Source organism: Variovorax sp. LjRoot130 (assembly GCF_964253755.1).
Lineage (GTDB): Bacteria > Pseudomonadota > Gammaproteobacteria > Burkholderiales > Burkholderiaceae_C > Variovorax.
The window spans coordinates 508,015-532,887 of the sequence record NZ_CAXURM020000001.1 but is presented as its reverse complement, the minus strand read 5'-3'; the positions used below and the strand labels follow the sequence as shown (position 1 = coordinate 532,887).

23 protein-coding genes, 1 tRNA gene and 1 pseudogene are annotated in these 24,873 nt (G+C 64.5%); 15 read left to right on the top strand and 10 right to left on the bottom strand.

Annotated features, from left to right (window positions below):
* Positions 1–37: 37 nt before the first annotated feature.
* Both ACSQ86_RS02785 and ACSQ86_RS02780 read left to right on the top strand, forming a co-directional pair.
* Positions 38–1,132, top strand: coding sequence for an alkene reductase (locus ACSQ86_RS02785; protein ID WP_436308446.1), 1,095 nt, complete (start codon positions 38–40; stop codon positions 1,130–1,132).
* Between the two features lie 152 nt (positions 1,133–1,284).
* Positions 1,285–2,136 (top strand): alpha/beta fold hydrolase, encoded by an 852-nt coding sequence (locus ACSQ86_RS02780; RefSeq protein ID WP_436310250.1) that lies wholly within the window; start codon positions 1,285–1,287, stop codon positions 2,134–2,136.
* 56 nt (positions 2,137–2,192) lie between these two features.
* Here ACSQ86_RS02780 and ACSQ86_RS02775 read toward each other — a convergent pair whose 3' ends face one another.
* Together ACSQ86_RS02775 and ACSQ86_RS02770 are read right to left on the bottom strand one after the other, a co-directional pair.
* Positions 2,193–2,480 (bottom strand): hypothetical protein, encoded by a 288-nt coding sequence (locus tag ACSQ86_RS02775; protein WP_436302599.1) that lies wholly within the window; start codon positions 2,478–2,480, stop codon positions 2,193–2,195.
* Positions 2,481–2,673: 193 nt separating this feature from the next.
* Complete coding sequence (locus tag ACSQ86_RS02770) at positions 2,674–3,030, bottom strand: hypothetical protein (RefSeq protein WP_436302598.1); 357 nt, start codon at positions 3,028–3,030, stop codon at positions 2,674–2,676.
* A 382-nt stretch (positions 3,031–3,412) separates the two neighbouring features.
* Here ACSQ86_RS02770 and ACSQ86_RS02765 point away from each other — a divergent pair, with 382 nt between their 5' ends.
* Positions 3,413–3,634, top strand: coding sequence for a hypothetical protein (locus ACSQ86_RS02765; RefSeq protein ID WP_436302597.1), 222 nt, complete (start codon positions 3,413–3,415; stop codon positions 3,632–3,634).
* Between the two features lie 220 nt (positions 3,635–3,854).
* Here ACSQ86_RS02765 and ACSQ86_RS02760 read toward each other — a convergent pair whose 3' ends face one another.
* The 4 genes from ACSQ86_RS02760 to ACSQ86_RS02745 form a co-directional block, all read right to left on the bottom strand.
* A complete protein-coding gene (locus tag ACSQ86_RS02760) occupies positions 3,855–4,907 on the bottom strand; it encodes a serine hydrolase (RefSeq protein ID WP_436308445.1) in 1,053 nt (350 codons plus the stop codon).
* Positions 4,908–5,000: 93 nt separating this feature from the next.
* The gene (locus tag ACSQ86_RS02755) at positions 5,001–6,158 is read right to left on the bottom strand and encodes a hypothetical protein (RefSeq protein WP_436306245.1); all 1,158 of its coding nucleotides are present in this window, start codon (positions 6,156–6,158) and stop codon (positions 5,001–5,003) included.
* 198 nt (positions 6,159–6,356) lie between these two features.
* Entirely contained in the window at positions 6,357–7,163 is an 807-nt protein-coding gene (locus ACSQ86_RS02750) for a creatininase family protein (protein WP_436295723.1), read from the bottom strand.
* A 281-nt stretch (positions 7,164–7,444) separates the two neighbouring features.
* Complete coding sequence (locus ACSQ86_RS02745; RefSeq protein ID WP_436302594.1) at positions 7,445–8,086, bottom strand: hypothetical protein; 642 nt, start codon at positions 8,084–8,086, stop codon at positions 7,445–7,447.
* An 805-nt stretch (positions 8,087–8,891) separates the two neighbouring features.
* Here ACSQ86_RS02745 and ACSQ86_RS02740 point away from each other — a divergent pair.
* The 7 genes from ACSQ86_RS02740 to ACSQ86_RS02710 all read left to right on the top strand — a co-directional run bounded on the left by ACSQ86_RS02740 (position 8,892) and on the right by ACSQ86_RS02710 (position 15,666).
* Positions 8,892–9,338 carry a universal stress protein gene (locus tag ACSQ86_RS02740; RefSeq protein ID WP_436302592.1) on the top strand — a complete coding sequence of 149 codons (447 nt, stop codon included), beginning with the start codon at positions 8,892–8,894 and terminating at the stop codon, positions 9,336–9,338.
* A gap of 65 nt (positions 9,339–9,403) precedes the next feature.
* A protein-coding gene (locus ACSQ86_RS02735) for an IS5 family transposase (protein ID WP_436308390.1) occupies positions 9,404–10,268 on the top strand; the annotation gives its coding sequence in 2 pieces (ribosomal slippage) (positions 9,404–9,822 and positions 9,821–10,268; 867 coding nt in all).
* A 627-nt stretch (positions 10,269–10,895) separates the two neighbouring features.
* Entirely contained in the window at positions 10,896–12,134 is a 1,239-nt protein-coding gene (locus ACSQ86_RS02730; protein ID WP_436302591.1) for an amino acid ABC transporter substrate-binding protein, read from the top strand.
* A gap of 58 nt (positions 12,135–12,192) precedes the next feature.
* Positions 12,193–13,092 (top strand): branched-chain amino acid ABC transporter permease, encoded by a 900-nt coding sequence (locus ACSQ86_RS02725; protein ID WP_436302590.1) that lies wholly within the window; start codon positions 12,193–12,195, stop codon positions 13,090–13,092.
* A complete protein-coding gene (locus ACSQ86_RS02720; RefSeq protein WP_436302589.1) occupies positions 13,089–14,069 on the top strand; it encodes a branched-chain amino acid ABC transporter permease in 981 nt (326 codons plus the stop codon). The genes ACSQ86_RS02725 and ACSQ86_RS02720 overlap by 4 nt, the downstream gene beginning before the upstream one ends.
* Positions 14,066–14,809: an ABC transporter ATP-binding protein gene (locus ACSQ86_RS02715; RefSeq protein ID WP_436302588.1), complete on the top strand. Its 744-nt coding sequence runs from the start codon at positions 14,066–14,068 to the stop codon at positions 14,807–14,809. Before ACSQ86_RS02720 ends, ACSQ86_RS02715 begins: the two co-directional genes overlap by 4 nt.
* Entirely contained in the window at positions 14,809–15,666 is an 858-nt protein-coding gene (locus ACSQ86_RS02710) for an ABC transporter ATP-binding protein (RefSeq protein ID WP_436302587.1), read from the top strand. The genes ACSQ86_RS02715 and ACSQ86_RS02710 overlap by 1 nt, the downstream gene beginning before the upstream one ends.
* Positions 15,667–15,688: 22 nt before the next feature.
* Here ACSQ86_RS02710 and ACSQ86_RS02705 read toward each other — a convergent pair.
* A pseudogene (locus ACSQ86_RS02705) lies at positions 15,689–15,820 on the bottom strand (hypothetical protein); the annotation flags it as partial.
* A 54-nt stretch (positions 15,821–15,874) separates the two neighbouring features.
* Positions 15,875–16,495, bottom strand: coding sequence for a helix-turn-helix domain-containing protein (locus ACSQ86_RS02700; RefSeq protein WP_436306244.1), 621 nt, complete (start codon positions 16,493–16,495; stop codon positions 15,875–15,877).
* 253 nt (positions 16,496–16,748) lie between these two features.
* Here ACSQ86_RS02700 and ACSQ86_RS02695 point away from each other — a divergent pair, with 253 nt between their 5' ends.
* Positions 16,749–17,135 carry a helix-turn-helix domain-containing protein gene (locus ACSQ86_RS02695; protein ID WP_436302586.1) on the top strand — a complete coding sequence of 129 codons (387 nt, stop codon included), beginning with the start codon at positions 16,749–16,751 and terminating at the stop codon, positions 17,133–17,135.
* Between the two features lie 224 nt (positions 17,136–17,359).
* On the opposite strand, the gene ACSQ86_RS02690 is transcribed toward ACSQ86_RS02695, so the two are convergent.
* A tRNA-Arg gene (locus ACSQ86_RS02690) sits at positions 17,360–17,434 on the bottom strand.
* Positions 17,435–17,476: 42 nt separating this feature from the next.
* On the bottom strand, positions 17,477–18,133 hold the full coding sequence (locus tag ACSQ86_RS02685) for a TetR family transcriptional regulator (protein ID WP_436302585.1): 657 nt from the start codon (positions 18,131–18,133) through the stop codon (positions 17,477–17,479).
* 146 nt (positions 18,134–18,279) lie between these two features.
* Here ACSQ86_RS02685 and ACSQ86_RS02680 point away from each other — a divergent pair, with 146 nt between their 5' ends.
* From ACSQ86_RS02680 to ACSQ86_RS02665, 4 genes are all read left to right on the top strand, one after another.
* Positions 18,280–19,554: an efflux RND transporter periplasmic adaptor subunit gene (locus ACSQ86_RS02680; RefSeq protein WP_436302584.1), complete on the top strand. Its 1,275-nt coding sequence runs from the start codon at positions 18,280–18,282 to the stop codon at positions 19,552–19,554.
* 17 nt (positions 19,555–19,571) lie between these two features.
* A complete protein-coding gene (locus ACSQ86_RS02675) occupies positions 19,572–22,736 on the top strand; it encodes an efflux RND transporter permease subunit (RefSeq protein ID WP_436302583.1) in 3,165 nt (1,054 codons plus the stop codon).
* Complete coding sequence (locus ACSQ86_RS02670; RefSeq protein WP_436302581.1) at positions 22,729–24,147, top strand: efflux transporter outer membrane subunit; 1,419 nt, start codon at positions 22,729–22,731, stop codon at positions 24,145–24,147. Before ACSQ86_RS02675 ends, ACSQ86_RS02670 begins: the two co-directional genes overlap by 8 nt.
* A 92-nt stretch (positions 24,148–24,239) precedes the next feature.
* The gene (locus tag ACSQ86_RS02665; RefSeq protein WP_436295063.1) at positions 24,240–24,857 is read left to right on the top strand and encodes a c-type cytochrome; all 618 of its coding nucleotides are present in this window, start codon (positions 24,240–24,242) and stop codon (positions 24,855–24,857) included.
* Positions 24,858–24,873: the final 16 nt, after the last annotated feature.

Below are 24,873 nucleotides of genomic sequence, written 5' to 3'. Positions count from 1 at the left end.
AAGGGCTCGAGCGCCCCGCATTCAACCAAGGATCACAATGCTCTTCGAACCTCTCGTCGCACCTTCAATTCAATTCGCCAACCGCGCCGTCATGGCACCAATGACGCGCAGTCGCGCCGTCGATGCGAACACACCCAACGCACTGATCGCCGAGTACTACGGCCAGCGTGCAACGGCCGGCCTGATCATCACCGAGGGTACCTCGCCGTCGCCCAACGGCCTGGGCTACGCACGCATCCCGGGGCTCTTCAATGATGCGCAGGTGCGCGGATGGAAGGCAGTCACAGATGTGGTCCATGCCAAGGGAGGCAAGATCTTCGTGCAACTCATGCACACCGGTCGCGTGACCCATGCGGCCAACCTGCCCGCAGGCGCGGAGGTGGTCGCGCCGATGGCCAATGTCTGCCCCGGCGAGATGTACACCGACTCACGGGGCATGCAGCCGCACAGCGCCCCTCGGCCGATGACCGCGACCGACATCGCCCACGCCGTGGAGGAGTACGCCAAGTCGGCGCAGCTCGCCATCGAAGCGGGATTCGACGGCGTCGAGTTGCATGCCGCGAACGGCTATCTGATCGAGCAGTTCCTGAACGCCAATGTGAACCAGCGCACCGACGCCTACGGCGGCAGCATCAATGGCCGCAATCGCTTTGCGCTCGAGGTCGCCCGCGCCACGGCAGCCGCCGTCGGCGCCGATCGCGTCGGGATCCGGCTGTCGCCTTACGGCGTGTTCAACAGCACGGGAGCCTACCCCGACGTCGAGGCTCAGTACTTGGCGCTCACCCAGGAGCTCTCGCAGCTGGGCATGCTGTACGTCCACCTGCTCGATCACTCGGCGATGGGCGCGCCGCCGATGCCTGCCGAGTTGAAGTTTCGGCTTCGCGCTGCGTTCCAGGGCTTGTTCATCCTTGCCGGCGGCTTCGATCGTGCCGGTGCAGAAAGTGCGCTCAAGACAGGCCAAGCAGATCTCATCGCCTTCGCCCGCCCGTTCCTCGCCAATCCCGACCTGATGGAGCGCATGCGGGCCGAAGCGGCGCTGAATGCCGTGGACATGGCGACCTTCTACACCCCAGGCCCAAGGGGCTACACCGACTACCCGACCCTTGCACAGCAATCCAGTGTGCCGGCATGAGCTGACCGACTGTTTCCAACCCTGGAGATCATGCAATGCGTCGTTTACCCAAAGCAGGCGTCCTGGCTATCGCCCTGGCTGCACCATTTATTTCACCGGCGGCAGGGGCAAGCGATGGTCCGCCCGACGGCGCGAAGACCAGTCCACCGCCAATGGACCAGGCGGTGAGCATCCACTGGACAAACGTTCCAACGAAATCCATCTCCGCAGGCGGAGTCAATTTCGCATACCGCGAGTTGGGAAAGCAAAATGGCGGAACGCCGGTGGTGTTTCTCGTCCATCTGGCCGCCGTGCTGGACAACTGGGACCCCCGGATCATGGACGGCATTGCGGCGAAGCATCGCGTGATCGCCTTCGACAACCGCGGTGTCGGGGCATCCAGCGGCTCGCCGTCCAGTTCGATGGAGCAGATGGCCGACGACGCCATCACCTTCATCAAAGCGAAGGGGTTCGAGCAGGTTGACCTCTTCGGCCTCTCGATGGGTGGAATGATCGCCCAGGAAATCGTGCTGAAGGAGCCGCAACTCGTCCGCAAGATAATTCTCGCGGGCACAGGTCCCGCTGGTGGCGAGGGCATCAGCACCGTGGCCAGAGTCGCGAACTACGACCTTCTCCGGGGTTTCTTCACCGGCCAAGATCCGAAGCAATTCCTATTCTTCACTCGCACGCCCAATGGCATCGAGGCTGGCAAGGCGTTTCTGCAGCGTTTGAAGGAACGTTCGGAGAACCGTGACAAGGAGATCTCCATCACCGCGTACGTGGCGCAGTTGCGGGCGCTGAGCGCTTGGGGCCAGAAAGAACCTGCCGATCTTTCAGTGGTCAAGCATCCCGTGCTCATCGTCAACGGTGACGATGACCGGATGGTCCCCACGTCGAACTCGCGCGACCTGGCGCGGCGGCTTCCGAACAGCACCCTGATCATCTACCCCGATGCCGGGCATGGCGGAGTATTCCAGTTCCATGCGGTCTTTGTGCCCAAGGCGCTCGAATTCCTTGCTCGATAGAGATCTGAGGACAGCTGTTATTCAGGGGCCTGGTCGCCGCAGACAACATTGATGCCTTAGGCTCCCACAAAGGTGAGCCGCACCTCGTGCGCCAGCCCATCGCGAACGATGTTTCGGGCATCGTCGTCTGCGAATTCGAAGAGTGCATCGGGGATATCGTCCTCCTCGAGCGCGAAGAGGATCTCGATGGCCCCTTGCTGGGCTTCGGAGAAGGTGCCGACCTGGGTCAAGCGGTTGAACTTCGCAGCCGTCTCCTGCGGCGCCAGCTGGCGCAACTCGAGCAACTCGAGCACGAGCTCGATCTGCGACGGGGTGAGGGGCTTGGGGGCAGCGGAAGACTTCATGGCGTTCGATCCTTTTCGGTGGGGCTCGGGACTGTTCCTTTGCTGAGAATCAGTCTCTTCGTCGATCCTTAAGCGTCGCTGAAAAGTGCTCGCTTCCCGGCTCGGCAGCGATCAAGAGCACGCAGCGTTTGACTCAGGCCCAAATGTGGGGCGCGTACAGAGGTACTGACGTCCTCTCCGGGGCGCACCCGGATCAATCGTCCCAATCCCGACGGTGGTGATGGCGATGGCGCCAACGCTCGCCCGGCCCGTCATAGACCTGCGCCGGCGGCCCGTAGTACACCGGTGCCGGGCGGTAATAAGCTGGCGGCGGCGGCCGGTAGTACACGGGAGGAGCCGGCTGATAGTAGGTTGGTGCAGGACGCGAATAGACAGGTGCCGGCTCGTAGTACACGGGGCCAGGCTCGGCAACGCCGATCGCCACGCCCGGAGCACTGATGCCGACGGACCAGTTCACCTGGGCATTCGCTGACGCGGCGGCGAAAAGTGCACCAACTGCCACAGCACCGGCCGCGGACCACTTGAAGAAGGCTGAACGATTGAGGTTCACAGAGACTCCTGAAGGGGCGAAAACTGCCCCCTGCAGTACACAACGCGCGCCCCGGGAGCGAAGTCACGTCTGCTCTGTGAAGATGGTTGCCGAACGTGACCGATCCGCGCTTGTGCCTTCGCTGCGAGATCCTGTCGCTTGCCGCCAGCGGTGGCGGCCTACGATAGGGGATGCTCGGATTGATCGCATCGATCATCCTGTGTGTCGGTACTTCGATTTCCGGCCCCTATCAGATACCTGCAGAAGTACCGACAAAGTACCGACATGAGATGCTACGCGGCGAGATGGTGTGAGGCAAAAAAAAACCCGCCACGCCAGGGAGCGTGCGGGTTTTTGATGCTTAGTGGGACGCTGTGAAACAGGTGTCGGTGGGAGGAACACGATGACTTCTTTCGTCGACCAGCGTCCGCAGCGCGCAATGGGGAACACCGCGTTTTCCTTGATCAGCCAGATTTTGGGCCGTGCCGCCGCTGCGGTGCGTAGTTTGGCGCAGCGCCGTGCCAACGCCTTGGCCGACGAGCGCTTCCTGGAGCGCGCCACGCACGATCCGCGCCTGCTCGCAGAACTGCAGGCAGCGATTGCGCGCCATCAATCCAGCTCCTGAAGGTCGGCCGCCGCAGCATCCAGTCGCCGAGGCTGTGCGGAAACGGGGCGAGCCGAATCACGCCAAGATTCCACCAAGGGCGCAGGTTCAGACCCGGGCGCCGGCGGTCGACATTAGGCCGACTCCGGCGCGACTCCACCCGCTGCGCGCGCATCATCCTCGCCGGCATCGAGACCATCCACACGATCCGCAAAGGCCGGCTTGCGACCCGAAGGGCGCGTTACGCCCGCGGCCAGGCAGTTCTACGCACTCGCCCTCTCATTTGCTCCCGGCTTTGCCGCTTCCTTCCCTTGGCCTCCTCCGCATACTGCGACGGAGCAGCCATTGGCACTGCCTGGCCGCCGGATTCGACGATTGGCGTAGTGGCTTCTGGCGTGCTTCCTGCGGCAGGCCATGGCGGGGGCCCAGGTGTGACGACGCGCGGGCGCTGGGCCGCCAACCGCACGCGCGCTCCTGCCGAACGCGCCACCGGGGCAGGCGTTGCGTCGACGAACCGACGGCGGATGGTGATTGCATCGCGGGCGCGCTGCGAGGGCATCGCTGCACCCAGCAAGACGACGGTCACCGTCCGTCCACCGGCTTCGGCACGCATGGCCAAGCAGCGACCTGCATCGTTGGTAAAGCCCGTCTTCGACAAGAGCACATGCCACCCCGGTGCGCCGACGAGCCGGTTAGTGTTGCGCACGGTCCAGCGCCGACCGCCGACCAGCACGGTATGGCTGCGCTGGCTCGTGATATGCGAGATTGCGGGATAACGCGCGGCTGCGCGCAGCACCTTGACCATGTCCTGCGCGCTCGACACGTTGTTCGGCGACAACCCCGTCGGCTCCTCGATCAACGTGCTGGTCAGGCCGAGTGAGTGAATCTTCCGCCGCGTGGCCGCAGCGAACGCCGCCAACCCTCCGGGATAGTGGCGAACCAGTGCCGAGGTCGCGCGGTTGTCAGAGGCGAGGAGCGCCAGTTCGAGCAAGTTGCCACGCGGCACCACGGATCCGACCGGGATACCCCCGCGGCTGTGCCTGAAGCGGTCCGTGTCCGCCGCCTCGATCCGCAGACTCTCGTACGGGTCCTGCTGCGCATCGAGCACCACCATCGCCGTGATCAGCTTCGTCAGCGACGCAATCGGCGCGGCGCTCGCGGCGTCCTTGCTCAGCAGCACCTCGCCGCTGGCGTCGTCTACGACCATGACATGCGCCGAGGCAAAATCGGTGCCTGCCCGCCCGGTGGAACAGACCAACAGCAGGCTCCAGGCGAGGGCGTAACGCAGGAGCATGATCGGGTACTCCTCGGCCGGAATAAGGCCGATGTCCTATTAACGCGAGGGTGGCGAATTGGACTACAACGGCGGCGTGGCAGCCATCGCCGATCAGCGCAAATTCCCAGTATGTCCCAGCGAGTATCTGCCAGGCTGCGGCCACACCGTCAGCCCGTGCGGTTCGCGACCGACCTTAATCTTGTCGACGCTGCCCGTCGTGGTGTCAAAGCGGTACACCACATCGTCGTACCGGCCGGAGAGCCACAGGTGTTTTCCGTCGGCGCTGACGTTGCCCATGTCAGGGCTGCCGCCTCCCGGCACGGGCCAGGTCTTGGTGACGGTACGGGTCGCGAAATCAATGACCGAGACGCTGCCCTTGCCGCCCGGCGTGCCGTGGATCTTGTTGGTGCCACGGTTGGCCACGTACAGGCTTGTGCCGTCGCGGCTGGGGTACAGGCCATGCGCGCCGATACCGGTGGCTATGAAGCCGATCTGCTTGAACGATTCGCCATCGACCACATGGACACCGTCGTCCATCATGTCGGCCACGAAAAAAACCTTGCCGTCCGGCGATACCCGTATGTCTTGCGGCATGCCATGGGTAGTACGGATTTCGCCACCAACCTGGCCCGGGTCGGGTATCTTGGCGGGCTTCTTGCCGGGTGTCGCGATCCGCGCGAGGACATCCGGCCGATCGAAGTATTTGCTCAGCTTGAGGGTGCCCACGATGCTGCGATTCACTAGGTCGATCTTGGTGACCGCCCCGTCAAACTCGCAGGTGAACAGCGCGAACCTGCCGTCGATCGAGAAGTCGGCGTGATTGATGCCGTCGCACTTCGGCGTGGCAATCGAATACTGCAACTTCATGCTGCGTGGGTCACGAAAGTCCAGACGCTTGTACGCCTCGGCCACCACGATGGCCGATTGACCGTCTGGAGACCAGTACATGTTGTACGGGTCTTCCACCGGGATCGGTTGACCCGGTTTGCCGGTATTGGGATCGATCGGCGTCAGGCTGCCATCGCGCCGACCTTCTGCATTGTTGGCTACCCACAGCGTGCGCAAATTCCACGCAGGCACCACGTGCTGCGGGTTGACGCCCACCTTGAACGTATCGACCACTTTCAGCGTGGCCGGATCGATCACCGACACGGTATTGGACGTGTGGTTGGGCACATACACCCGCTCCAGGGCCCCAGCGACCGCCGGGCTCATGCGGTTGGCACCCGTCTCGCTGTAAAGATTGTTCCGGTCGGGTACAGCCGGCATGCCCGGCACCGTCGCCACGGGGCTCTTCTGCGTGGAAGCGCCGGATGGCGGCGCGTTCGCCGGGGTCGCGACGGCCTGGTTTGTGACCCACCAAGCGGCCGCCGACACGGCGACCATCCCGGAAACGACGACAACGGGATTCTTGCGCATGCTCAAGCCCTCCACCGGTTCACACATCATGGAATGAAAGTGGCGCGCTCAACGCGAAGCACCCCGCGCGGTGCGAATGGCGGCCACCGTTTTCGCCACAATCAAATCGACGCCCAACTGACCCAGCGCCGCGCTGGAGGCGCGCGGATCGCCAGCGACGCCATTGGCCGCGCCTTCGAGCGGGTCACGTGCCATTTGATCTGGCCTGACCAACGTGGCGTCGATGGCCATCATGAGCGAAGTATCGGCCGTGCCCGCATGCATGCCGATCTGCGCATCGCTCAATCCTTTGGCTTTGAGTGCCTGCACGTAGTCGGTTTGCGTGATCCGGTAGTAGTCCCCGATGAAGTGGGCACGGGCAGGCGTCGCTGCCCAATCGTGATTCAGGCGCGTCGCCACCGCCTTGAGCTGGGCCTGATAGCCGCCGTGATCACCGATCAGCACCATGTCGACGAAGCCATGCTGCTTGAAGCTGCGCGCGGCGCCATCCAGTACGCTCTTGAAGGCGTCTTCCGGCACCGAAATCGTGCCGGCAAAGCGCATGTGTCCAGCAGGCGGGGATATGCTGCCTTCGGGCACATAGGTCAGCACCGGCGCGACCAAGGTATGACCCAACGATGTGGCAATCCTGCCTGCCAGCACCTTGACCCGCACATTGTGCTTGCCCAGCGCCATGTGTGGTCCGCTCTGCTCGGTGCCGCCGACCGGAATGATGATCGTGGTCGTGCCGGCGTGGATGGCATCGCGGATCTCGGTCGAGGTCAACTCCTCGAGATAGACGCTGCTGGAGGCAGACCACGCAGCGGGGCTGAAAACGGCCACCCAAAGAGTGAGCAAGGCAAACAACGTACGCATCAATAGTTGGTGTCTAGTGGTTGATGAAGGGATCTCCACTCCCACTGTGGCACAAGAGAAGCCTTGTGCTTGCTCGACCGCAACAGGGAAAGTGTGGATAGCTTCCGCGCGAAAAGGCTCATTGTGAAGCGGCGATAAACTCTGCGAACGCTGCCTGAGTGCTCGCGTTCCGCGAAAGCCAAAAGTGATTCGCGCCGGCAATCTCCAGGTACCTCCCCTTTGGCCAAGCCTCTGCAAGGCGTGGACCGCACCTCAAGATCGATCCCTTTCGTCGCTGACGATCAGGACTGGCGCTTTCCAGCCCTCAAGGCTGAGGTGTGGGAGCATTCAACGCGTCGACATAGTGGCCGCAGCCCACCTACGACCAGCGCGGGCAACGTAGGCTTCCTCGGTGGGAAGGGTGCAGTCAGAGCCGGCTCATCGGGCATCAGGCCGACCCAGCGCTGAAGCGCAAGCTTCGCGGCGTTCTGCTGCCGGACTTCGGCCGACTCATCCTCCGAACTGCCTCGGGCGCCGGTGAGGGAAAGCACCTCCTGGCTGCTGCCGGTCGCGGAGGAAAGCCGGGCGCGGGCGGCTTCAAGTTCCTCATCGTCGTGGTGCTCCATGAGGGTGGTGAGCTTGAGCGCCTCGCCGGCATAGAAGGCATCGAGGTACGCGAGCGCGGTCTGCAGGCGGGTGTCGGCGAGAGCGGCCTGCGTCTGCAACCGCTTTCCGTTCGATCGCCGCTTCCGCAGCGGCCTGGCGCGCAGCGCGTTTTGCCGGCGACGCCACTCCTGGCTGATGCCGATGCGCTTCATCGTCATCGCGTCACGGCTGGTACTGAAGCGGTCCGCGCCGGTGACGGGCAGGTTGTCGACGCCGACACGCAGCGCTGGATCCGGCAGCTCGCCGGCCGCCCGGGAGGCCTCGGTGGCACTTGGCACGCCGGCTCGCCGTCCAGCGCCCCTCTGAGCGCTGGACGGCGAGCCGTTGGGCCGACACTCGAGGGACAGGGGCGCGGCGTCTACCAGGTAGGGCAGCAGCCCAAGCATCGCTCCTTTCAGCACCATTCCTGGATGAGGCGTCTGCTCATTTTGTTCCTTGAGCGCCTAGTACCATTTGTTGCCTCTTGCTCAGAGGCCACGGCATCTCATCAACCATTCGCTTCGTTGCCCACAGAAATTCCGTACTGCAACAGCCACCAACTCCACTTTGCGACGGCATGCAACGGTGGCGTGAGATCGCTCGCCTCGGTGATTGGCCGACCGCGGACCATCTCATGTGGGACGTGACGAGGTGCGTCTGCCGTGGGCTTACAGCTTCAGTTGCGTCCGTCCCGGACCACACAGTTCGAGATCTTGCCGGAGGGCTCAGCGGCGCCACTCTCAAAAAAAGAACTTCGCGGCGCGCCTTGAGCGCCCGGAACCTCAGCCGGTCGGCGGCAACGAGTGCCCGTTGCAGTGCTGGCCCTGCCAACCTCCTTGCCGACATTCGACCGTGTAGACAGTCCACTCCCCCTGCAACGTGACGGTGTCGCTCGCCCACGCCATCGCCGCGAGCGCGGCCAGAGTTGCAATCACAAAGAGCCATGTGCGCATCCCTGCATCATTAGGCTTGGCTCGCTGCGAAGCACCGTCGGTACCACGGCACTGGCACTTCTGCGTCGATCCTTTAGGGCCTTTTCCCAGACTCCTCCTTTTCCTGCCCGGGTCGATCGGGAGTAATCTCTGCTACCCAAGGAGAAGCACCATGTTCAGACGCATTCTTGTCGCTACCGATGGTTCTGCGCTGTCCGAACAAGCCGTCGCCAAGGCGATCGACCTGAGCTTGCTGACCGGGGCTGAACTGTTGGCTGTCACTGTGGCGCACCTCGAACCGTCCAGCCACTTCGATGGCTCCACCGTGCTGGACCAGCGGGAGAGCGGGGAGGCGCGTCATCGAGCGGTGGTTGCTGCACAGAAGTTGGTCGATGCGGTCCAAGGCGCCGCGCACGCCAAGGGGGTTCGCAGTGCAGAGGCTGTCGTCATGAGGTCGAACATGGTGGCCGAGTCCATTGTCGAGCTCGCCAAAAGCCGCGAATGCGATCTGATTGTGATGGCTTCGCATGGGCGTCGGGGTCTCGCGCGGTTGCTGATGGGTAGCGAGACGCTGCACGTCCTGACCCACTCGCACACGCCCGTCCTGGTGCTGCGCTAAGAACTTATCCGTAAATAGTAAACTACGCCTCCGAGCCGCATTGAGCGCGGTGTCGGAGCGAGACGATGACGGCAAAGCGAGTCGAGTCCTGGGTGGTGACGGATGAGTTCTGGCAGCGGGTCGAACCGCTGATTCCGGCGCGCGCCGCATTGCCGAAGAAGGCGTACGTTCGAAGTCCTGGCGCAGGACGACCGCCGAAGCCTGCGCGGCAGGTGTTCGAGGCCATCGTGTACGTGCTGCGCACGGGGTGCCAGTGGAAAGCATTGCCCAAGGAACGCTTCGGCAGCGCCAGCGCCATCCACAAGCGCTTTCTCGAGTGGGAGAGGGCAGGCTTCTTCGAGGCACTGTGGAAGGCAGGGCTGGCGGAGTATGACCAGATGCAAGGCATCGCCTGGCGATGGCAGAGCGTTGACGGGGCGATGTTCAAGGCTCCCTTGGCGCAAGAAACTGTCGGACCGAACCCGACGGACCGGGGGAAAAAAGGGGAGCAAACGTCACCTGCTGGTGGACGGCCGTGGCGTCCCGTTGTCGTTCATCGTGACCGGGGCCAACGTGAATGACGGCAAGCGAATCGATGAGGTCCTCAGCGCCATCGTGGTCGAGCGCGAGCGCACGCCAATTCGACGCAGCAAACACCTGTGCGCAGATGCCGGCTACCGAAGCGCGGAGGCCCTTCGCATCATTGAGTCGCACGGCTATATCCCCCATGTCGTGGACCGTAGGCAAGAGACTGAGGCCAAACGGCGCCAGCCGTGGAAGAAGGCTCGCCGTTGGGTGGTCGAGGTATGCCACAGTTGGTTCAACCGCTTCCGCAAGCTGTTGGTGCGCTACGAGAAGCTCGAACGCAGCTTCCTCGCACTGAATCATCTTGCCGCCGCAATCATTGCCTACCGAAAGGTGCCGCTGGCGGTGAATATTATTTACGGATAACTTCTAAGGGCCTGAACAGATCCCGAGTCTTTGGCGCGTGGATCAGGTGCTGGGTGCTGAGGGGACCCACCCCGAGCGCCAACTGGTCGGTGTGGGTCGGGACGCGTTCGGCGGAGGCGATGGTCATGTGGTCCTTCGAGTGGGCCAGGAAGCCGAAGTCTGCGCGACCCACTCACACAACCGAACGCCCTCTTCTGTTCTTTGCCCATGAGGGCAGCGCGCTCAACCGACAGTGCCCACTCTGCGAGCGCAGCCAGCACCACGACGACCACGGGCGAGACCTTGGCGTAGAGCAACAGGCCGAACGCCGCCAGTGCCAAGCCGAAATCGGCTTTGGAGCTAATGGCGCTGGTCCAGACCGGGTCGTAGAGCGCCGAGCCGAGGATGCCGACCACACCCGTCGACTGGATGTCATCGCGGCGCGTCGGTTCCGCTCCGACAGCTCGCGCCGCCGCAGCCCCTTCGATTGCACCGGTCAGGACTCTATCGAACCACTACCCCCTTGGGTATATCGAAGAGCTATATTGAGCGAGCCGTCCCCGCGGGCGCCAAGATCAACTCCTGATAGAGGAGCGGGGGTCGTCGCGCGCCGACACTCCATCGGGATGGATGCAGAAGGAGAGAATCATGCTGAAAACGTCCACCATGACACTCCTGCCGACCGCGGGCGCCTGCGCCCTGCTATTGATGACATCAGCGAAGGGCGCCGATAACGTCGAAGTCGATTCCATCGTTCTCGGAGCGGCGGTGTCGCTCACCGGCAAGTACTCCGTCAACGGCAAGAACACGAAGGACGGCTACGATCTTGCGGTCAAGCGCGCCAACGAAAAGGGCGGCGTCAAGATCGGCGGCAAGAGCTACAAATTCAAGATCGTCTACTACGACGATGAATCCACGCCGGCGCGCGGGGCGCAGCTCGCCGAACGCCTGATTGCCCAGGACGGAGTGAAGTTCGTGCTCGGCGCCTACAGCTCGGGATTGACCAAGGCGATCGCGCCGGTGACCGAGAAGTACAAAGTTCCTCACGTTGAAGGCAATGGCGCAGCGCGCGAATTGTTCACCCAAGGGTATCGCTACCTCTTCGCCGTCCTCTCTACCTCGGACTACTACTTGCGCGATGCAGTGAATCTGGCGGCCGAAGTCGCCAAGCAGAACGGTCGCGACCCGAAGACGCTCAAGGTCGCGATGGCTTTTGAGAACGATCCGTTCAGCCTGGACGTACGCGATGGCGTCGTGGAGGACGCCACGCGTCACGGCATGAAGATCGTCATTGACGACAAGCTGCCGCCCGAACTGAACGACATGGCGGCGACGCTCACCAAGGTCAGGGCCGTCAAACCCGATCTGCTCATCGTGTCCGGCCACGAGAAGGGCGCGACCCTCGTGGTGCGACAGACGGCGGAGATGAAGGTGGACGTCCCGATGATCGCCACGACGCACTGCGACTCGGCCCAGGTTGCGGAAACGCTGGGTAAGCTCGCCGAGTCGGTCTTGTGCGCTTCGCAGTGGGACCGCAGTTTGAACTATCGGGATCGGTGGTTCGGTAGTGCCGAGCAGTATGCGCAGCTGTTCAAGAAGGAGTTCGGCTACGAAGCGCCCTACCAGGCGGCCGAGTCGACGGCGTCGGTATTGGTCTTTGTGGACGCCTTCGAACGCGCCCAGTCCTTCGATCCCGAGAAAGTGCGCAATGCCATCGCCAGCACCGACATCATGACCTTTTACGGGCCGATCAAGTTCGACCCGAGCGGGAAGAACACCGCCAAGCCCATGGTGCTCTACCAGGTGCAGAACGGACACTACAGGGTGGTAGCCCCGACCCAATGGGCCGAGGCCAAGCTGGTCTGGCCGCGAAAGGTCGCGCCGTAGCGACGTCGTCCCGTTCCTCAGTCCGGGCGGCCCGGGACTGGGAGGGGTGCATGGCGAGATGAACAACCTCCAGTTGCTGTTCGACGCGCCCGTGCTGTCGGTGCAGTTGCTGCTCGACGGCATTTTGATCGGAGCGATCTATGTGCTTCCGGCCTACGGCATGGCGCTCGTCTGGGGCGTGATGAACCTGATCAATATCGCCCAGGGTGAGTTGGTCATGCTCGGGGGTTACACCGCGTTCTTCCTCTATGCCGCCGGCATCCACCCATTGTTCGGCATTCCGCTGGCCGCGCTGCTGATGTTCCTTTTCGGCTGGGTGCTGTACCGCAGCGTCATCTTCCGCATCGTGGACAAGGATCTGTTCATTTCCATCCTCGCCACCTTTGGCCTGAGCATTCTGTTGCAGCAACTCGCCAATGGCCTGTTCGGCGCGAATGTGCGCACGGCCGAGTCCGGTTTCGGAACCTTGTTTCTGTTCGGCGGGCGGGTCACGGTCGCCGAGATCAAGCTCGTCTCATTCGTGGCGGCCCTGGTGGTCGGCGCTGCGCTGATGTGGTTTCTCAAGCGTTCGCGCATGGGACGGGCGATCCGGGCCACGGCGCAGAACGCGCGCGCCGCGCGCATCATGGGAGTTGATACGGACGCGGTGTACGCCTGGACCTTCGGCATCAACGCGGCGATCTGCGGGGCGGCCGGGGCCCTGGTTGCCATGACCTGGGTCGTGCATCCGTACCTGGGCCTGCCGTACACGGTGCGCTCGTTCATGATCGTGATCCTCGCCGGACTCGGCAATGTGATTGCCGTGTTCGTCGCAGCGCTCGGGCTCGGCGCGGCCGAAAATTTCGCCGGATTCATCCTCGGCGCGGAATACCAGGCGGCATTTGTGTATGGGCTCCTGGTCGTTATTCTCGTGTGGCGGCGATTCTCACTCGGTCGCAAGCGGAAAGTCCTGCGATGAACTCGGCGTTCACGCGCCCGTCCCTCTACGCCGGCGTCGCGATCTTGGCGCTGCTGGCGCCGATCCTTGTGCCCGACTACCGCACGCAGCTGGCGTTCCTGTGGGTGATGATCGTGTTCGCGCTTACCTGGGACCTGCAAGGCGGTCAGATGGGCTACAACTCCTTCGGCAACATCCTGTTCTTCGGAATCGGCACATACGCCTGTGCCGTGGTGCAGCGGGACTCGGGTCTCGGTTATTTCCCGGCGCTGTTCCTTGGCTTGGGTGTGGGCGCCCTGCTCGCAGTCGTCGCTGCCGCGCTGCTCGGGTCCGGCATGCTGGGCTTGCGCGGACACTACTTCGCCATCGGCACGCTCGGTCTTGGCATTGCCGCGGGCGAACTTGCCAGCGGCTGGGAGTTCATCGGCGCCGGCGCGGGCATGGTCCCGCCGTTGTTCCCCGGCGCGATCGGCGGGCGCGAGAGCTTTTTCTACTACCTTTGCTTCGCACTTGTGGCCATCACCTTTGCGTTCCTGCGCTGGTTGTATGCCGGACGCTTTGGTCTTGCGCTCAACGCCATCCGCGACGATGAAGACAAGGCCGAAGCGATGGGCCTGCGCACGACGCGGTACAAGACCACGGCGTGGTGCATCTCGGCGTTGTTTCTGGCACTTTCCGGCGGTGCCGTGGGCAACATGATCGGCTTCATCGATTCGCGCGAGGTCGCGTTTGCTGGCGCGACCTTCGGTGTGTGGATGGTGTTGATGGCGATCCTGGGCGGCAAGGGAACGCTTTGGGGTCCCGTGATCGGTGCGGTGATCTTCCACCTGACCAAGGAGGTGTTCTGGACCTACCTGCTCGGCTGGCAGCGCGTGGCGCTCGGCTTGTTGATCGTGATCATCGTTGTGTTCTTCCCGCGCGGGATTCTCGGGTGGGTGCACGAGCGCTGGCCGGAGCTGTTCGGCCACCGGGTCGAAGGATCGGAGGTCAATCAGTGACGGCGATCCTCAGCATCCAGGGCGTGCGCAAGACATTCGGCGGCGTGGTCGCCAACAACGGGATCAGTCTCGACGTGCCCGAGGGCAAGATCGTCGGCTTGATCGGCCCCAATGGCTCCGGCAAAACCACGCTGTTCAATTCGATCGTCGGCTATCACCCCATCGACGCCGGCTCGATCCGCTTTCAGGCGCGCGAGATCTCGAGTTTGCGCGTGCTTGAGATCGCCCGTCTCGGTCTGTTGCGCACATTTCAGCAAACGCGCATCTACGGCAGGATGACCTGCATGCAAAACATGATCATCAGCGTGCCGCAGGCCGGCGATCGATGGCGCTCGATGTTTCGCCGCGTTTCGCCCGCCGAGACCGGCAAGGCCGAGGATCTCCTCAAGTTCGTCGGCCTGTACGCCAAACGCCAGCTTCAGGCGGGTGAACTTTCCTTCGGGCAGCAGAAGCTGCTCGAGTTCGCCATGGCGCTCATGAACGAACCCAGGATGCTGCTGCTCGATGAGCCTACGGCCGGCATCAATCCGACACTGATCAACGGCCTGATCAGCCGGCTGCAGCGAGTGAACCGCGAGTTCGGGATCACGCTGTTCGTCATCGAACACAACATGCGGGTGATCATGCGGCTGGCTGAATACATCTACTGCCTCGCGCATGGCGAGCTGCTCGCGGAGGGGGAGCCCGACGCCATCCAGAATGATCCGCGTGTGATCAATGCCTATCTGGGGGCGCGCTGATGGCGAATGAGAAACACCGGCGGCGCGACGACGCCGATCTGGACGAAGACCTGCTCTCGGTCGATGACGTCGCGCGCGAGGCCGCGCTCCTGATCAGCGAGGGGCCTTCGCGCGAGCGCATCGCCGAGCTTGCCGGCGGCAGGCCACAGCTGTCCATCGAGAGCCTCCGTGCAGGCTACGGCAAGATGGAGATTCTCCACGGCGTGAACCTGCAGGTGGCCGCCGGTCAGTCGCTGTGCATGATCGGCCCCAACGGTGCCGGCAAATCCACGGTGCTGCATTCCATCTACGGCTTCACCCGTATCATCGGAGGCAGCATCCGTGTCAACGGCGAGGACATCACGCGCTTGTCGCCGAACCAAAAGCTCGAGCATTCCGGAATCGCCTACGTCCTGCAGGACAACTCGGTGTTCCCCGACATGACGGTGGAGGAAAACCTCCTGATGGGGGGCTACCTGCTGGAGCAGCCTGACCAGGCCAGGAACGCCGCCGAGCGTGTGTTCGCAAGGTATCAAAGCCTGGCCCATCGCCGTCACCAGCCGGCGCGCGTGCTATCAGGCGGAGAGCGGCGCCTGCTCGAAATCTCGCGTGCGCTGGTGATGAATCCGCGCATCTTGTTGGTGGACGAGCCTTCGATCGGACTCGAGCCACGCTTCATCGATATGGTGTTTGAAATCCTGTCCGACCTGCAACGCGACGGCAAAACCATCATCATGGTCGAGCAGAACGCGAAGAAGGGTCTCCAATTCGCCGACATCGGCTACGCGCTGGTTTCGGGGGCGGTCGCAATAGCGGGCACGGGCACCGAACTGCTTGAAAATCCGGACGTTGGACGGCTGTTTCTCGGCGTGCGATGAGATCGGGAAACGTCTTGGGCTTGCCGTCGATGCGGTAGTCCAAACGCCAATACTTGCCGGCCGCCTTCGCCCGAAGGTACATGCCCCCGCCATCGGCGTAGCGTTCGAAGTCGGGGGTCAACGGAGTCGCCGGCTGCGCCCGCCGTGTGCGGATACGGGTCGCTTGCGCCCACGCGCGTGGGGGTTCCTCGCCCTTGTCCAGTTCCTCTCACTCCCGCATCGTGTACACGATGACCAGGTAGCTGACCGGGACCTCCTGGACTTGCTCGATGCCATGCAACGCGCTCGCTTCGAACAGAAGGGAGTCTCCGGGGTTCAAGTCCATCGCCTTGGTGCCATACCGGTAACGCACCCTGCCTGAAGTCAGGTGGAGGAACTTCATTCCCGGGTGCTGGAAGTCGACATAGGGCTTGGCATCAGGCAACAGCCGGACAAGATAGGGCTCCACGAACAGATTGCCCGACAGCAGGTGCCCCAGCAGCTCATACCGGTAGTTCTCCACCGCGCCGATGCGATCCACAACGATGCCATGGCCGGCGCGCACCAGCGACAGATCCGACCTGCTGCGCTGATCTGAGAAGAAGCGCGACAGCGAGACATCCAGGCCCTCGGCGATTCGGCTGAGCGTCTCCACCGAAGGGGACACCAACCCGCGCTCGACGCGCGAGAGCAGCGAACTCGAGACTCCGCACTGCGCGGCAAGCTCGCCGCCCGTTTTGCCTGCCGCAATGCGAAGCGCCTTGATCTGCTCTCCAAGTCGCGATAGCGGTTCGCTTTTCGCGGGTGCGAACCGAGCACGCGGACGCAACAGACTGGCAGGAAGCCTCAGCTTTTCGGCCGTCGGGAAGGGTGACGCCTGTGCTCTAACCATAAGCGCGACCTTCTGGAACTCGGTACTGCTCGAGCTCAGCAGTGTCACCCGGCGCTGGAGCAATCACGTGTGCTCGTTCGGGCGCCTTCCCACGCTCGCCGAGGGTGCGAGATGACGGAGCCGCAAACGGCCCCAGTGAACGCGAGGTACCAATCGCCCGCATACAGCATCAATTTCTATGCAGTGTATATGCCGTCGATTCTAACTCGTCATGTCGACATTGTTGAGCCCCATGCCAACGGCTCCATTGAGAAACGACAAGTCGCCCCGACCACGCGTAGAGCCGATTTCGGTGGCACTTGGCAAGAAGATCAAGCAGCTGAGAATTGAGGCGAACCGGTCGCAAGGCGAACTGGCCTTTGATTGCGAACTCGACCGAACCTACATCTCCTTGATTGAGCGAGGACTCGCAAACCCCTCGCTCTGGACATTAGGAACGTTGGCCTACGCCCTGAAGACGACTGTTTCAAACCTGATGGAGGGCAACCAATACGTCGTCAAGCCGTCGCTAGGCGCAACAGACCGAAAGAGACGGGTTAATCAGGCATCGCATGAAACGAGTCGGCCCGCTGGTACTAGACGGTCGCAACTCCGCTGAAAATGTCGGGCAGTCGCTCTCGCGGGGGGCACGTCCGAACCGCTTTTTCTTAGCAAGATCAGATACGTATCGGCTTTTTGCGAATCGACGGATACCAACAAAAATGATGGTATTTATCTGCGATGTGATGGTACGTGGTGCGACGGCGCGAGGCAAAGAAAAACCCGCAATGCTAGGAAGCATGCGGGTTCTGAGCTGTTTTGAGACTGTACGAAACGATGTTCTGGTCCCGCCGCCAGGAATCGAACCTGGATCTCAGCCTTCGGAGGGCCGAATTCTATCCGTTGAAATACAGCGAGATGGGGCTCCGGCCAGCGACCGGAGCCGGTCATTATCGCCCATCAGGCGGCGGCCTTGCAGGCTGCGTCGACAACCATCGACGGGCGCTCGAACCCCAGGCCAGCCAGGTAGACGCGGAAGATGTGGCGGCCGGCCGGCACGAGATCGAAGGCCTCGGGCTCCAGCAGCCAGTCCTGGATCAGCCCGCTGATCACTGCATGCAGGCCGTAGGCCGCGGTCTTGACCGGAATCGGCAGCTGAATGTCCGCCTGGCGCGCCGCGTGCTGCAGCGCATTGCCGAAATCGACCACGCATTCGTTGCGCGCGCTGCGATGGCGCTGCAGCACCGCGTCCATGTCGCTGGTGTATTCGACCTTGAGCGTGGCGACCTCGAACACGCGCCGCACCTGCGGATTGCTGACCATCAGGCTCAGGGCCTGGACCATCACCCGCTCGATCGCCGCCAGCGGATCCTCGCCTGTCGTGCTCGCCTCACGCGTCGCCGCCTCCAGCGGCAGCGTGACGCGTTCCATCATCGCGTTGAAGAGATCCGCCTTGTCCTTGAAGTGCCAGTAGATCGCGCCACGCGTGGCGCCGGCCTGCTGCGCGATCTGCTGCAGCGAGGTCTGCGAAACGCCTTGGCTTTGAAACAGCACTTCGGCAGCATCGAGCAGCCGGTGCCGTGTCGCCTGCGCCTCTTCCTTGGTACGTCGGACCACTATGCCCCCTTATGGATATGAGGTTAATGACTATACATGCATGAATGTATGTAAACTAGAGGGCCTCCCGATGGCCTGACTCGCCGTGATGCTTTAGGCACCCGCGCCGCGACGTACCGTCCCCCTTCTTTGCTCAAAGGAATCGCATGCCTGTACTGCATGTCTCGCGTCATTCGTTGTTTTCGCCGCGCGGCGCGGCCGTCACGGCCGCGGTCGCTGCGGTGCTTGCGCTCGCGGCCTGCGGCAAGAGCGGAGCACCGGCCGCCGCCGCCCAGGGTGGCGGCGGCGCACCGCCGCCGCCCGAAGTCGGCGTGGTGGTCGCCACGCCGACCGATGTCGGACTGGTGACCGAGCTGCCCGGCCGGCTCGAAGCTTCGCGCGTGGCTGAAGTGCGCGCCCGTGCCGCCGGCATCCTGCAGCAGCGGCAGTTCCGCGAAGGCAGCGACGTGAAGGCGGGCCAGCCGCTGTTCCGCATCGACCCCGCGCCCTACGCCGCTGCCGCGCAGAGCGCCGAGGCGAGCCTGGCGCGCGCCGAAGCCAATGCGGTGCAGGCCAAGGCACTGGCCGAGCGCTACAAGCCGCTGGTGGAAGCCAACGCGGTCAGCAAGCAGGAATATCTCAATGCCGTGGCCGCGGCCAAGACCGCCGAAGCGGATGTTGCGGTGGGCCGCGCCTCGGTGCAGACCGCCAAGATCAATCTCGGCTACGCGAGCGTGACGGCGCCGATTTCCGGCCGCATCGGCCGCGCGCTGGTGACCGAAGGCGCACTGGTGGGCCAGGGCGATGCGACCGCGCTGGCCGTGGTCCAGCAGATCGACCCGATGTACGTGAACTTCACCCAATCGGCCAGCGACGTGCTCAGACTGCGCCGCGCGATGGAGGCCGGCCAGTTCAAACGCGCCAGCGGCGCCGACGCGGCCAGCGTGCGCATCCTGCTGGAAGACGGCAGCGAGTACGCGCTGCCGGGCAAGCTGCTGTTCTCTGACCTGACGGTCGATTCCACCACCGGCCAGGTCACGCTGCGCGCCGAAGTCCCGAATCCGAAGGGCGAGCTGCTGCCCGGCCTTTACGTGCGCGTGAAGGTGGAGCAGGCCCAGGTCAGCAACGCGATCACCGTGCCGCAGCAAGCGGTCACGCGCACCCAGCAGGGCGACACGCTGACGGTGGTCGATGCCGAGGGCAAGATGCACAAGCGCACGGTGAAGATCAGCGCGGCCCAGAACAACCAGTGGATCGTGCTCGATGGCCTGAAGGCCGGCGAGCAGGTCATGGTCGACGGCTTCCAGAAGCTGATGATGATGCCGCCCGGCGCGCCGGTGAAGGCAGTGCCCTGGAAGGCGCCGACGCCGGCTTCCGCCGGCTCTGCGAACGCTGCTCCTGCTGCCGCGGCAGCCGCTTCGGCTCCCGCCGCGAAGCAGTAAGTAAGGAGCGTCCCCGCATGGCCAAGTTCTTCATCGACCGCCCGATCTTCGCGTGGGTGATCGCGCTGTTCGTCATCGTGGTGGGCGCCGTGTCCATCACGCAGCTGCCGATCGCGCAGTACCCGCCGGTGGCACCGCCGGCCATCGTCGTCAACGTCGCCTATCCCGGCGCCTCGGCCCAGACGCTGGAGGACAGCGTGCTCTCGGTCATCGAGCGCGAGATGAACGGCTCGCCGGGCCTCATCTACATGGAATCGGTGGCGCAGGCGGACGGCACCGGCACCATCACCATCACCTTCGAGACTGGCACCAACGCCGATCTCGCCCAGGTGGACGTGCAGAACCGGCTGTCGCGCGCCACGCCGCGGCTGCCGGCGGCCGTGACGCAGCAGGGCGTGCGCGTGGACAAGTCGCGCAACAACTTCCTGCTGTTCACGATGCTGTCCTCCGACAACCCGGCTATCGACACCACGGCGCTGGGCGACTACGCATCGCGCAACGTGGTGCCCGAGCTGCAGCGCGTGGCCGGGGTAGGCCAGGCCCAGCTCTTCGGCACCGAGCGCGCGATGCGCATCTGGATCGACCCGGCCAGGCTGCAGGGCTACAACCTGTCGGCGGCCGAGGTCAACGCGGCGATCCGCGCGCAGAACGCGCAGGTGTCCTCCGGCACCATCGGCGACTTGCCCAACGTGGCGGGCCAGGCGATCGCGGCCACCGTGGTGGTCAACGGCCAGCTCACCACGACCTCGCAGTTCGGCGACATCGTGCTGCGCGCCAACACCGACGGCTCCGCCGTCCGGCTCAAGGACGTGGCGCGCATCGAGCTCGGCGGCCAGGGCTATGCCACCTCGGCACGCCTCAACGGCGAGCAGGCGGTGGGCATCGGCGTGCAGCTCGCTCCCGGCGGCAACGCGCTGCAGTCGGCCAAGGCGATCCGCGCCAAGATGACCGAGCTCGCGCGCTACTTCCCGCAGGGCGTGAAGTGGACCATCCCCTACGACAGCTCTCGCTTCGTTAACATCTCCATCACCGAGGTGGTGAAGACGCTGTTCGAGGCGGTGGCGCTGGTGTTCCTGGTGATGTTCCTGTTCCTGCAGAACTGGCGCTACACGCTCATCCCGACAGTGGTGGTGCCGATCGCGCTGCTGGGCACCTTCGGCATCCTGCTGGCGCTGGGCTTCTCGATCAACGTGCTGACCATGTTCGGCATGGTGCTGGTGATCGGCATCGTGGTGGACGACGCGATCGTGGTGGTGGAGAACGTCGAGCGCATCATGAGCGAGGAAGGCCTCTCGCCGCTGGAAGCCACGCGCAAGGCGATGCGCCAGATCTCCGGCGCCATCATCGGCGTGACGGTGGTGCTGATCTCGGTGTTCGTGCCGCTGGCCTTCTTCGCCGGCTCCACCGGCAACATCTATCGCCAGTTCTCGGCGGTGATGGTGGCCTCGATCGGCTTCTCGGCCTTCATGGCGCTGTCGCTCACGCCGGCCCTGTGCGCCACGCTGCTGAAGCCGGTGGAGGCCGGCCACCACCACGAGAAGCGCGGCTTCTTCGGCTGGTTCAACCGCAGCTTCGCCCGCACCGCCAAGGGCTATGAGAGCCTGGTGGCGCGCATACTCAAGCGCGCGGCGCGCTACCTGGTGATCTACGTGGCCATCATCGGCGCGGTGGTGCTGGTGTACCGGCAGCTGCCCACCTCCTTCCTGCCGCAGGAAGACCAGGGCTACATCATCGTCAACGTGCAGCTGCCGCCGGGTGCGACGAAGGAGCGCATGCTGTCGGTGATGCAGGATGTCGAGAAGTACATCCTGAAGCAGCCCGAGGTGGAGAGCATGGTCGGGGTGCTGGGCTTCAGCTTCTCGGGCCAGGGCCAGAACGCCGGCCTCGCCTTCGTGACCCTGAAGGACTGGGAGCAACGGCACGACCCGAGCCATTCGGCCGAGGCGGTGGCCGGCCGCGCCTTCGGAGCGCTGTCGGGCATCCGCGATGCCTTCATCTACCCGCTGTCGCCGCCGCCCATCCCCGAGCTCGGCAACGCCAGCGGCTTCAGCTTCCGCCTGCAGGACCGCGGCGGCGCGGGCCACGAGGCGCTGGTCAACGCGCGCAACCAGCTGCTCGGCATGGCCGGCAAGAGCCCGATCCTGACGCAGGTGCGCCCGGACGGCCTGGAAGACGCGCCGCAACTGCAGATCGACATCGACCGCGACAAGGCGAACGCGCTGGGCGTGAGCTTCGACGCCATCAACAGCACGATGTCGACGGCGCTGGGCTCGACCTACGTGAACGACTTCCCGAACCAGGGGCGCCTGCAGCGGGTGGTGGTGCAGGCCGACGCGCCGGCGCGCATGCAACCTGACGACCTGCTCAGGCTCAACGCCAGCAACACCAAGGGCGAGCCGGTGCCGCTGTCGGCCTTCGCGAGCACGCGCTGGATCACCGGCGCGCAGCAGACGGTGCGCTACAACGGCTACCCCGCGGTCCGCATCTCAGGCTCGGCGGCGCCGGGCTACAGCTCGGGCGCCGCGATGGCGGAGATCGAAAAGCTCGCCGCGCAGCTGCCGCCGGGCTTCGGCTACGAATGGACCGGCCAGTCGCGCGAAGAGAAGCTCGCCGGCGCGCAGGCGATCATCCTCTACGCCTTCTCGATCCTGGCCGTGTTCCTGTGCCTTGCCGCGCTCTACGAGAGCTGGACGATTCCGCTGTCCGTGATCATGGTGGTGCCGCTGGGCGTGCTGGGCGTGCTGCTCGCGACCTTGCTGCGCGCCTATTCGAACGACGTGTACTTCCAGGTCGGCCTGATCACCATCATCGGCCTGTCGGCGAAGAACGCGATTCTGATCATCGAGTTCGCCAAGGACCTGCAGGCGCAGGGCAAGGGCGTGGTCGAGTCGGCGCTGGCCGCCGCCCATCTGCGGTTCCGCCCGATCATCATGACCTCGCTGGCCTTCGGCCTCGGCGTGCTGCCGCTGGTGCTGGCCACGGGCGCAGGCTCGGCGAGCCAGCGCGCGATCGGCACCGGCGTGATCGGCGGCATGGTGACCGGCACCGCGCTCGCGGTGATTTTCGTGCCGGTGTTCTTCGTGGTCGTGCGCAGCCTGTTCAAGGGCAGCGAGCGCCAGCACGAGGTCGACAAGCGCCACGCGCAAGCCGCGGGCATCGAGGAAGCCCCAGCCCATGACTAAAAAGAAATTCGTCTCCACCGCGCTGGCCGGCGCCGCAGCCATGGTGCTGGCCGGCTGCTCGCTCATCCCGGCGTACGAGCGCCCTGCCGCGCCCGTGCCGGCTGTCTACCCGGGCGCGCAGCCCGCCAGCAGCGCGCAATCGCCCGCCTCCACGCTCGCCTGGCAGGACTTCTTCACCGACCCGCGCCTCGCCAAGCTGATCGAGACCGCGCTGGCCAACAACCGCGACCTGCGCGTGTCCGTGCTCAACATCGAGCAGGCGCGCGCGCAGTTCCAGATCCAGCGCGCGGCCCAGTTTCCCGCGCTCGATCTCACGGCCAGCGGCTCGCGTTCGAGCCCGAACGCGCTCCAGGCGATAGGCGTGGGCGGCAGCGTGGCATCGAGCTATTCGGTCAACCTCGGCATCACCGCCTGGGAACTCGACTTCTTCGGCCGCGTCGCCAGCCTCAAGGAGCAGGCGCTGGCGCAGTACCTCGCCACCGAGGAATCGCGCAAGGCGGCGCAGATCAGCCTGATCGGTGCGGTCGCCAGCGGCTGGCTCACGCTGATCGCGGATGACCAGCTGCTCGAGCTCACGCGCCAGACCCTGGTAACGCGCGAGGAGTCGCAGAAGCTCACGCGCATGCGCTTCGACAGCGGCGTGGTCTCGGAGATCGACCTCCGCTTGGCCGACACGCTGGCCGAGTCCGCGCGTGCGTCCTACGCCGAGCAGCAGCGCCTGCGCATGCAGGACGAGAACGCACTGGCCCTGCTGCTCGGCGCGCCGGTGCCGGCTGCGGCCACCGAAGGCGGCCGCGGTCTCGATGCGATCGCGCCGATGCCGGACCTGCCGGCCGGCCTGCCCTCCGACCTGCTGGGCGAGCGGCCCGACATCCGTGCCGCCGAACAGCAGCTGATCGCGGCCAATGCCAACATCGGCGCGGCGCGCGCGGCCTTCTTCCCGCGCGTCACGCTGACCTCGTCGATCGGCACCGCGAGCAGCGAGTTCTCGGGCCTCTTCGACAAGGGCTCCAAGGCGTGGTCCTTCGCACCGCAGATCACGTTGCCGATCTTCGATGCGGGCCGCAACCAGGCCGGGCTGGATTCGGCACGGGCCGGGCGCGAGATCGCGGTGGCGCAGTACGAGAAGTCGATCCAGACGGCCTTCCGCGAGGTCGCCGATGCGCTCGCCGGCCGCGCCACGCTCGGCGAGCAGCTGCGGGCCCTGCGCGCGCAATCGAACGCCGAGGAGGTCCGCTTCAAGCTCTCCGATTTGCGCTACCGCAACGGCATCGCAAGCGCACTCGACCTGCTCGATTCGCAGCGCTCGCTCTACAGCGTGCAGCAGGCGGCGGTGCAGACCCGGCTGCTGCAGTTGCAGAGCCAGGTTGCGCTCTACAAGACACTGGGCGGCGGCTGGGCTACACGATGAGAGGGTCAGAGAGGCGCCCCCGGGGCGCCTCTCTATAATCGCCGGTTGATTTCGAAAACGCCCCCGAAGAGCCCCCGATATTGAGGACGCCAATGAGCGACGACCCGCACTACCAGGCCACAGAAGACGCCCACACCGGCCCGATCAAGAACCCGAAACAGCTGCTCCTCGCGGTCTTCTTCTCGTTCATCGCTCCCATCCTGATCATCGCGGGCCTCGTCTCCTACGTGGTCTCCGGCACCCATCCCTCGGGCGATGCGCAAGGCGACAACATGTCGCTCTACGGCGTGTCGAAGGAAGCGCGCGATCGCGAGATCGCCGAACGCCTCAAGAAGGTCGGCTCGATCGAGATCCGCGATGCCAACCGGCCGCTCGCCGCCGGCGAAGCCGTGTTCAAGGCGCAATGCGTGGCCTGCCACGGCGCGCCCGGCATCCCCACTGCTCCGCACCTCAACGATGCCGCGGCCTGGGGCCCGCGCATCGGCCAGGGCTACGCCACGCTGCTCGAGCATGCGCTCAAGGGCAAGGGCGCCATGCCCCCGCAGGGCGGCGGCGACTTCGAGGATGTCGAGATCGGCCGTGCGGTGGCCTACCTGGCCAATTCGGGCGGCGCCAAGTTCCCGGTGCCGGACCGTCCCGCGGCAGCGGCACCCGAGGGCGCGGCGTCCAATGCCGCGGCCGCACCGGCGGCTGCAACAGCGGCCAAGTAAGAAAGTCCATCTCCTC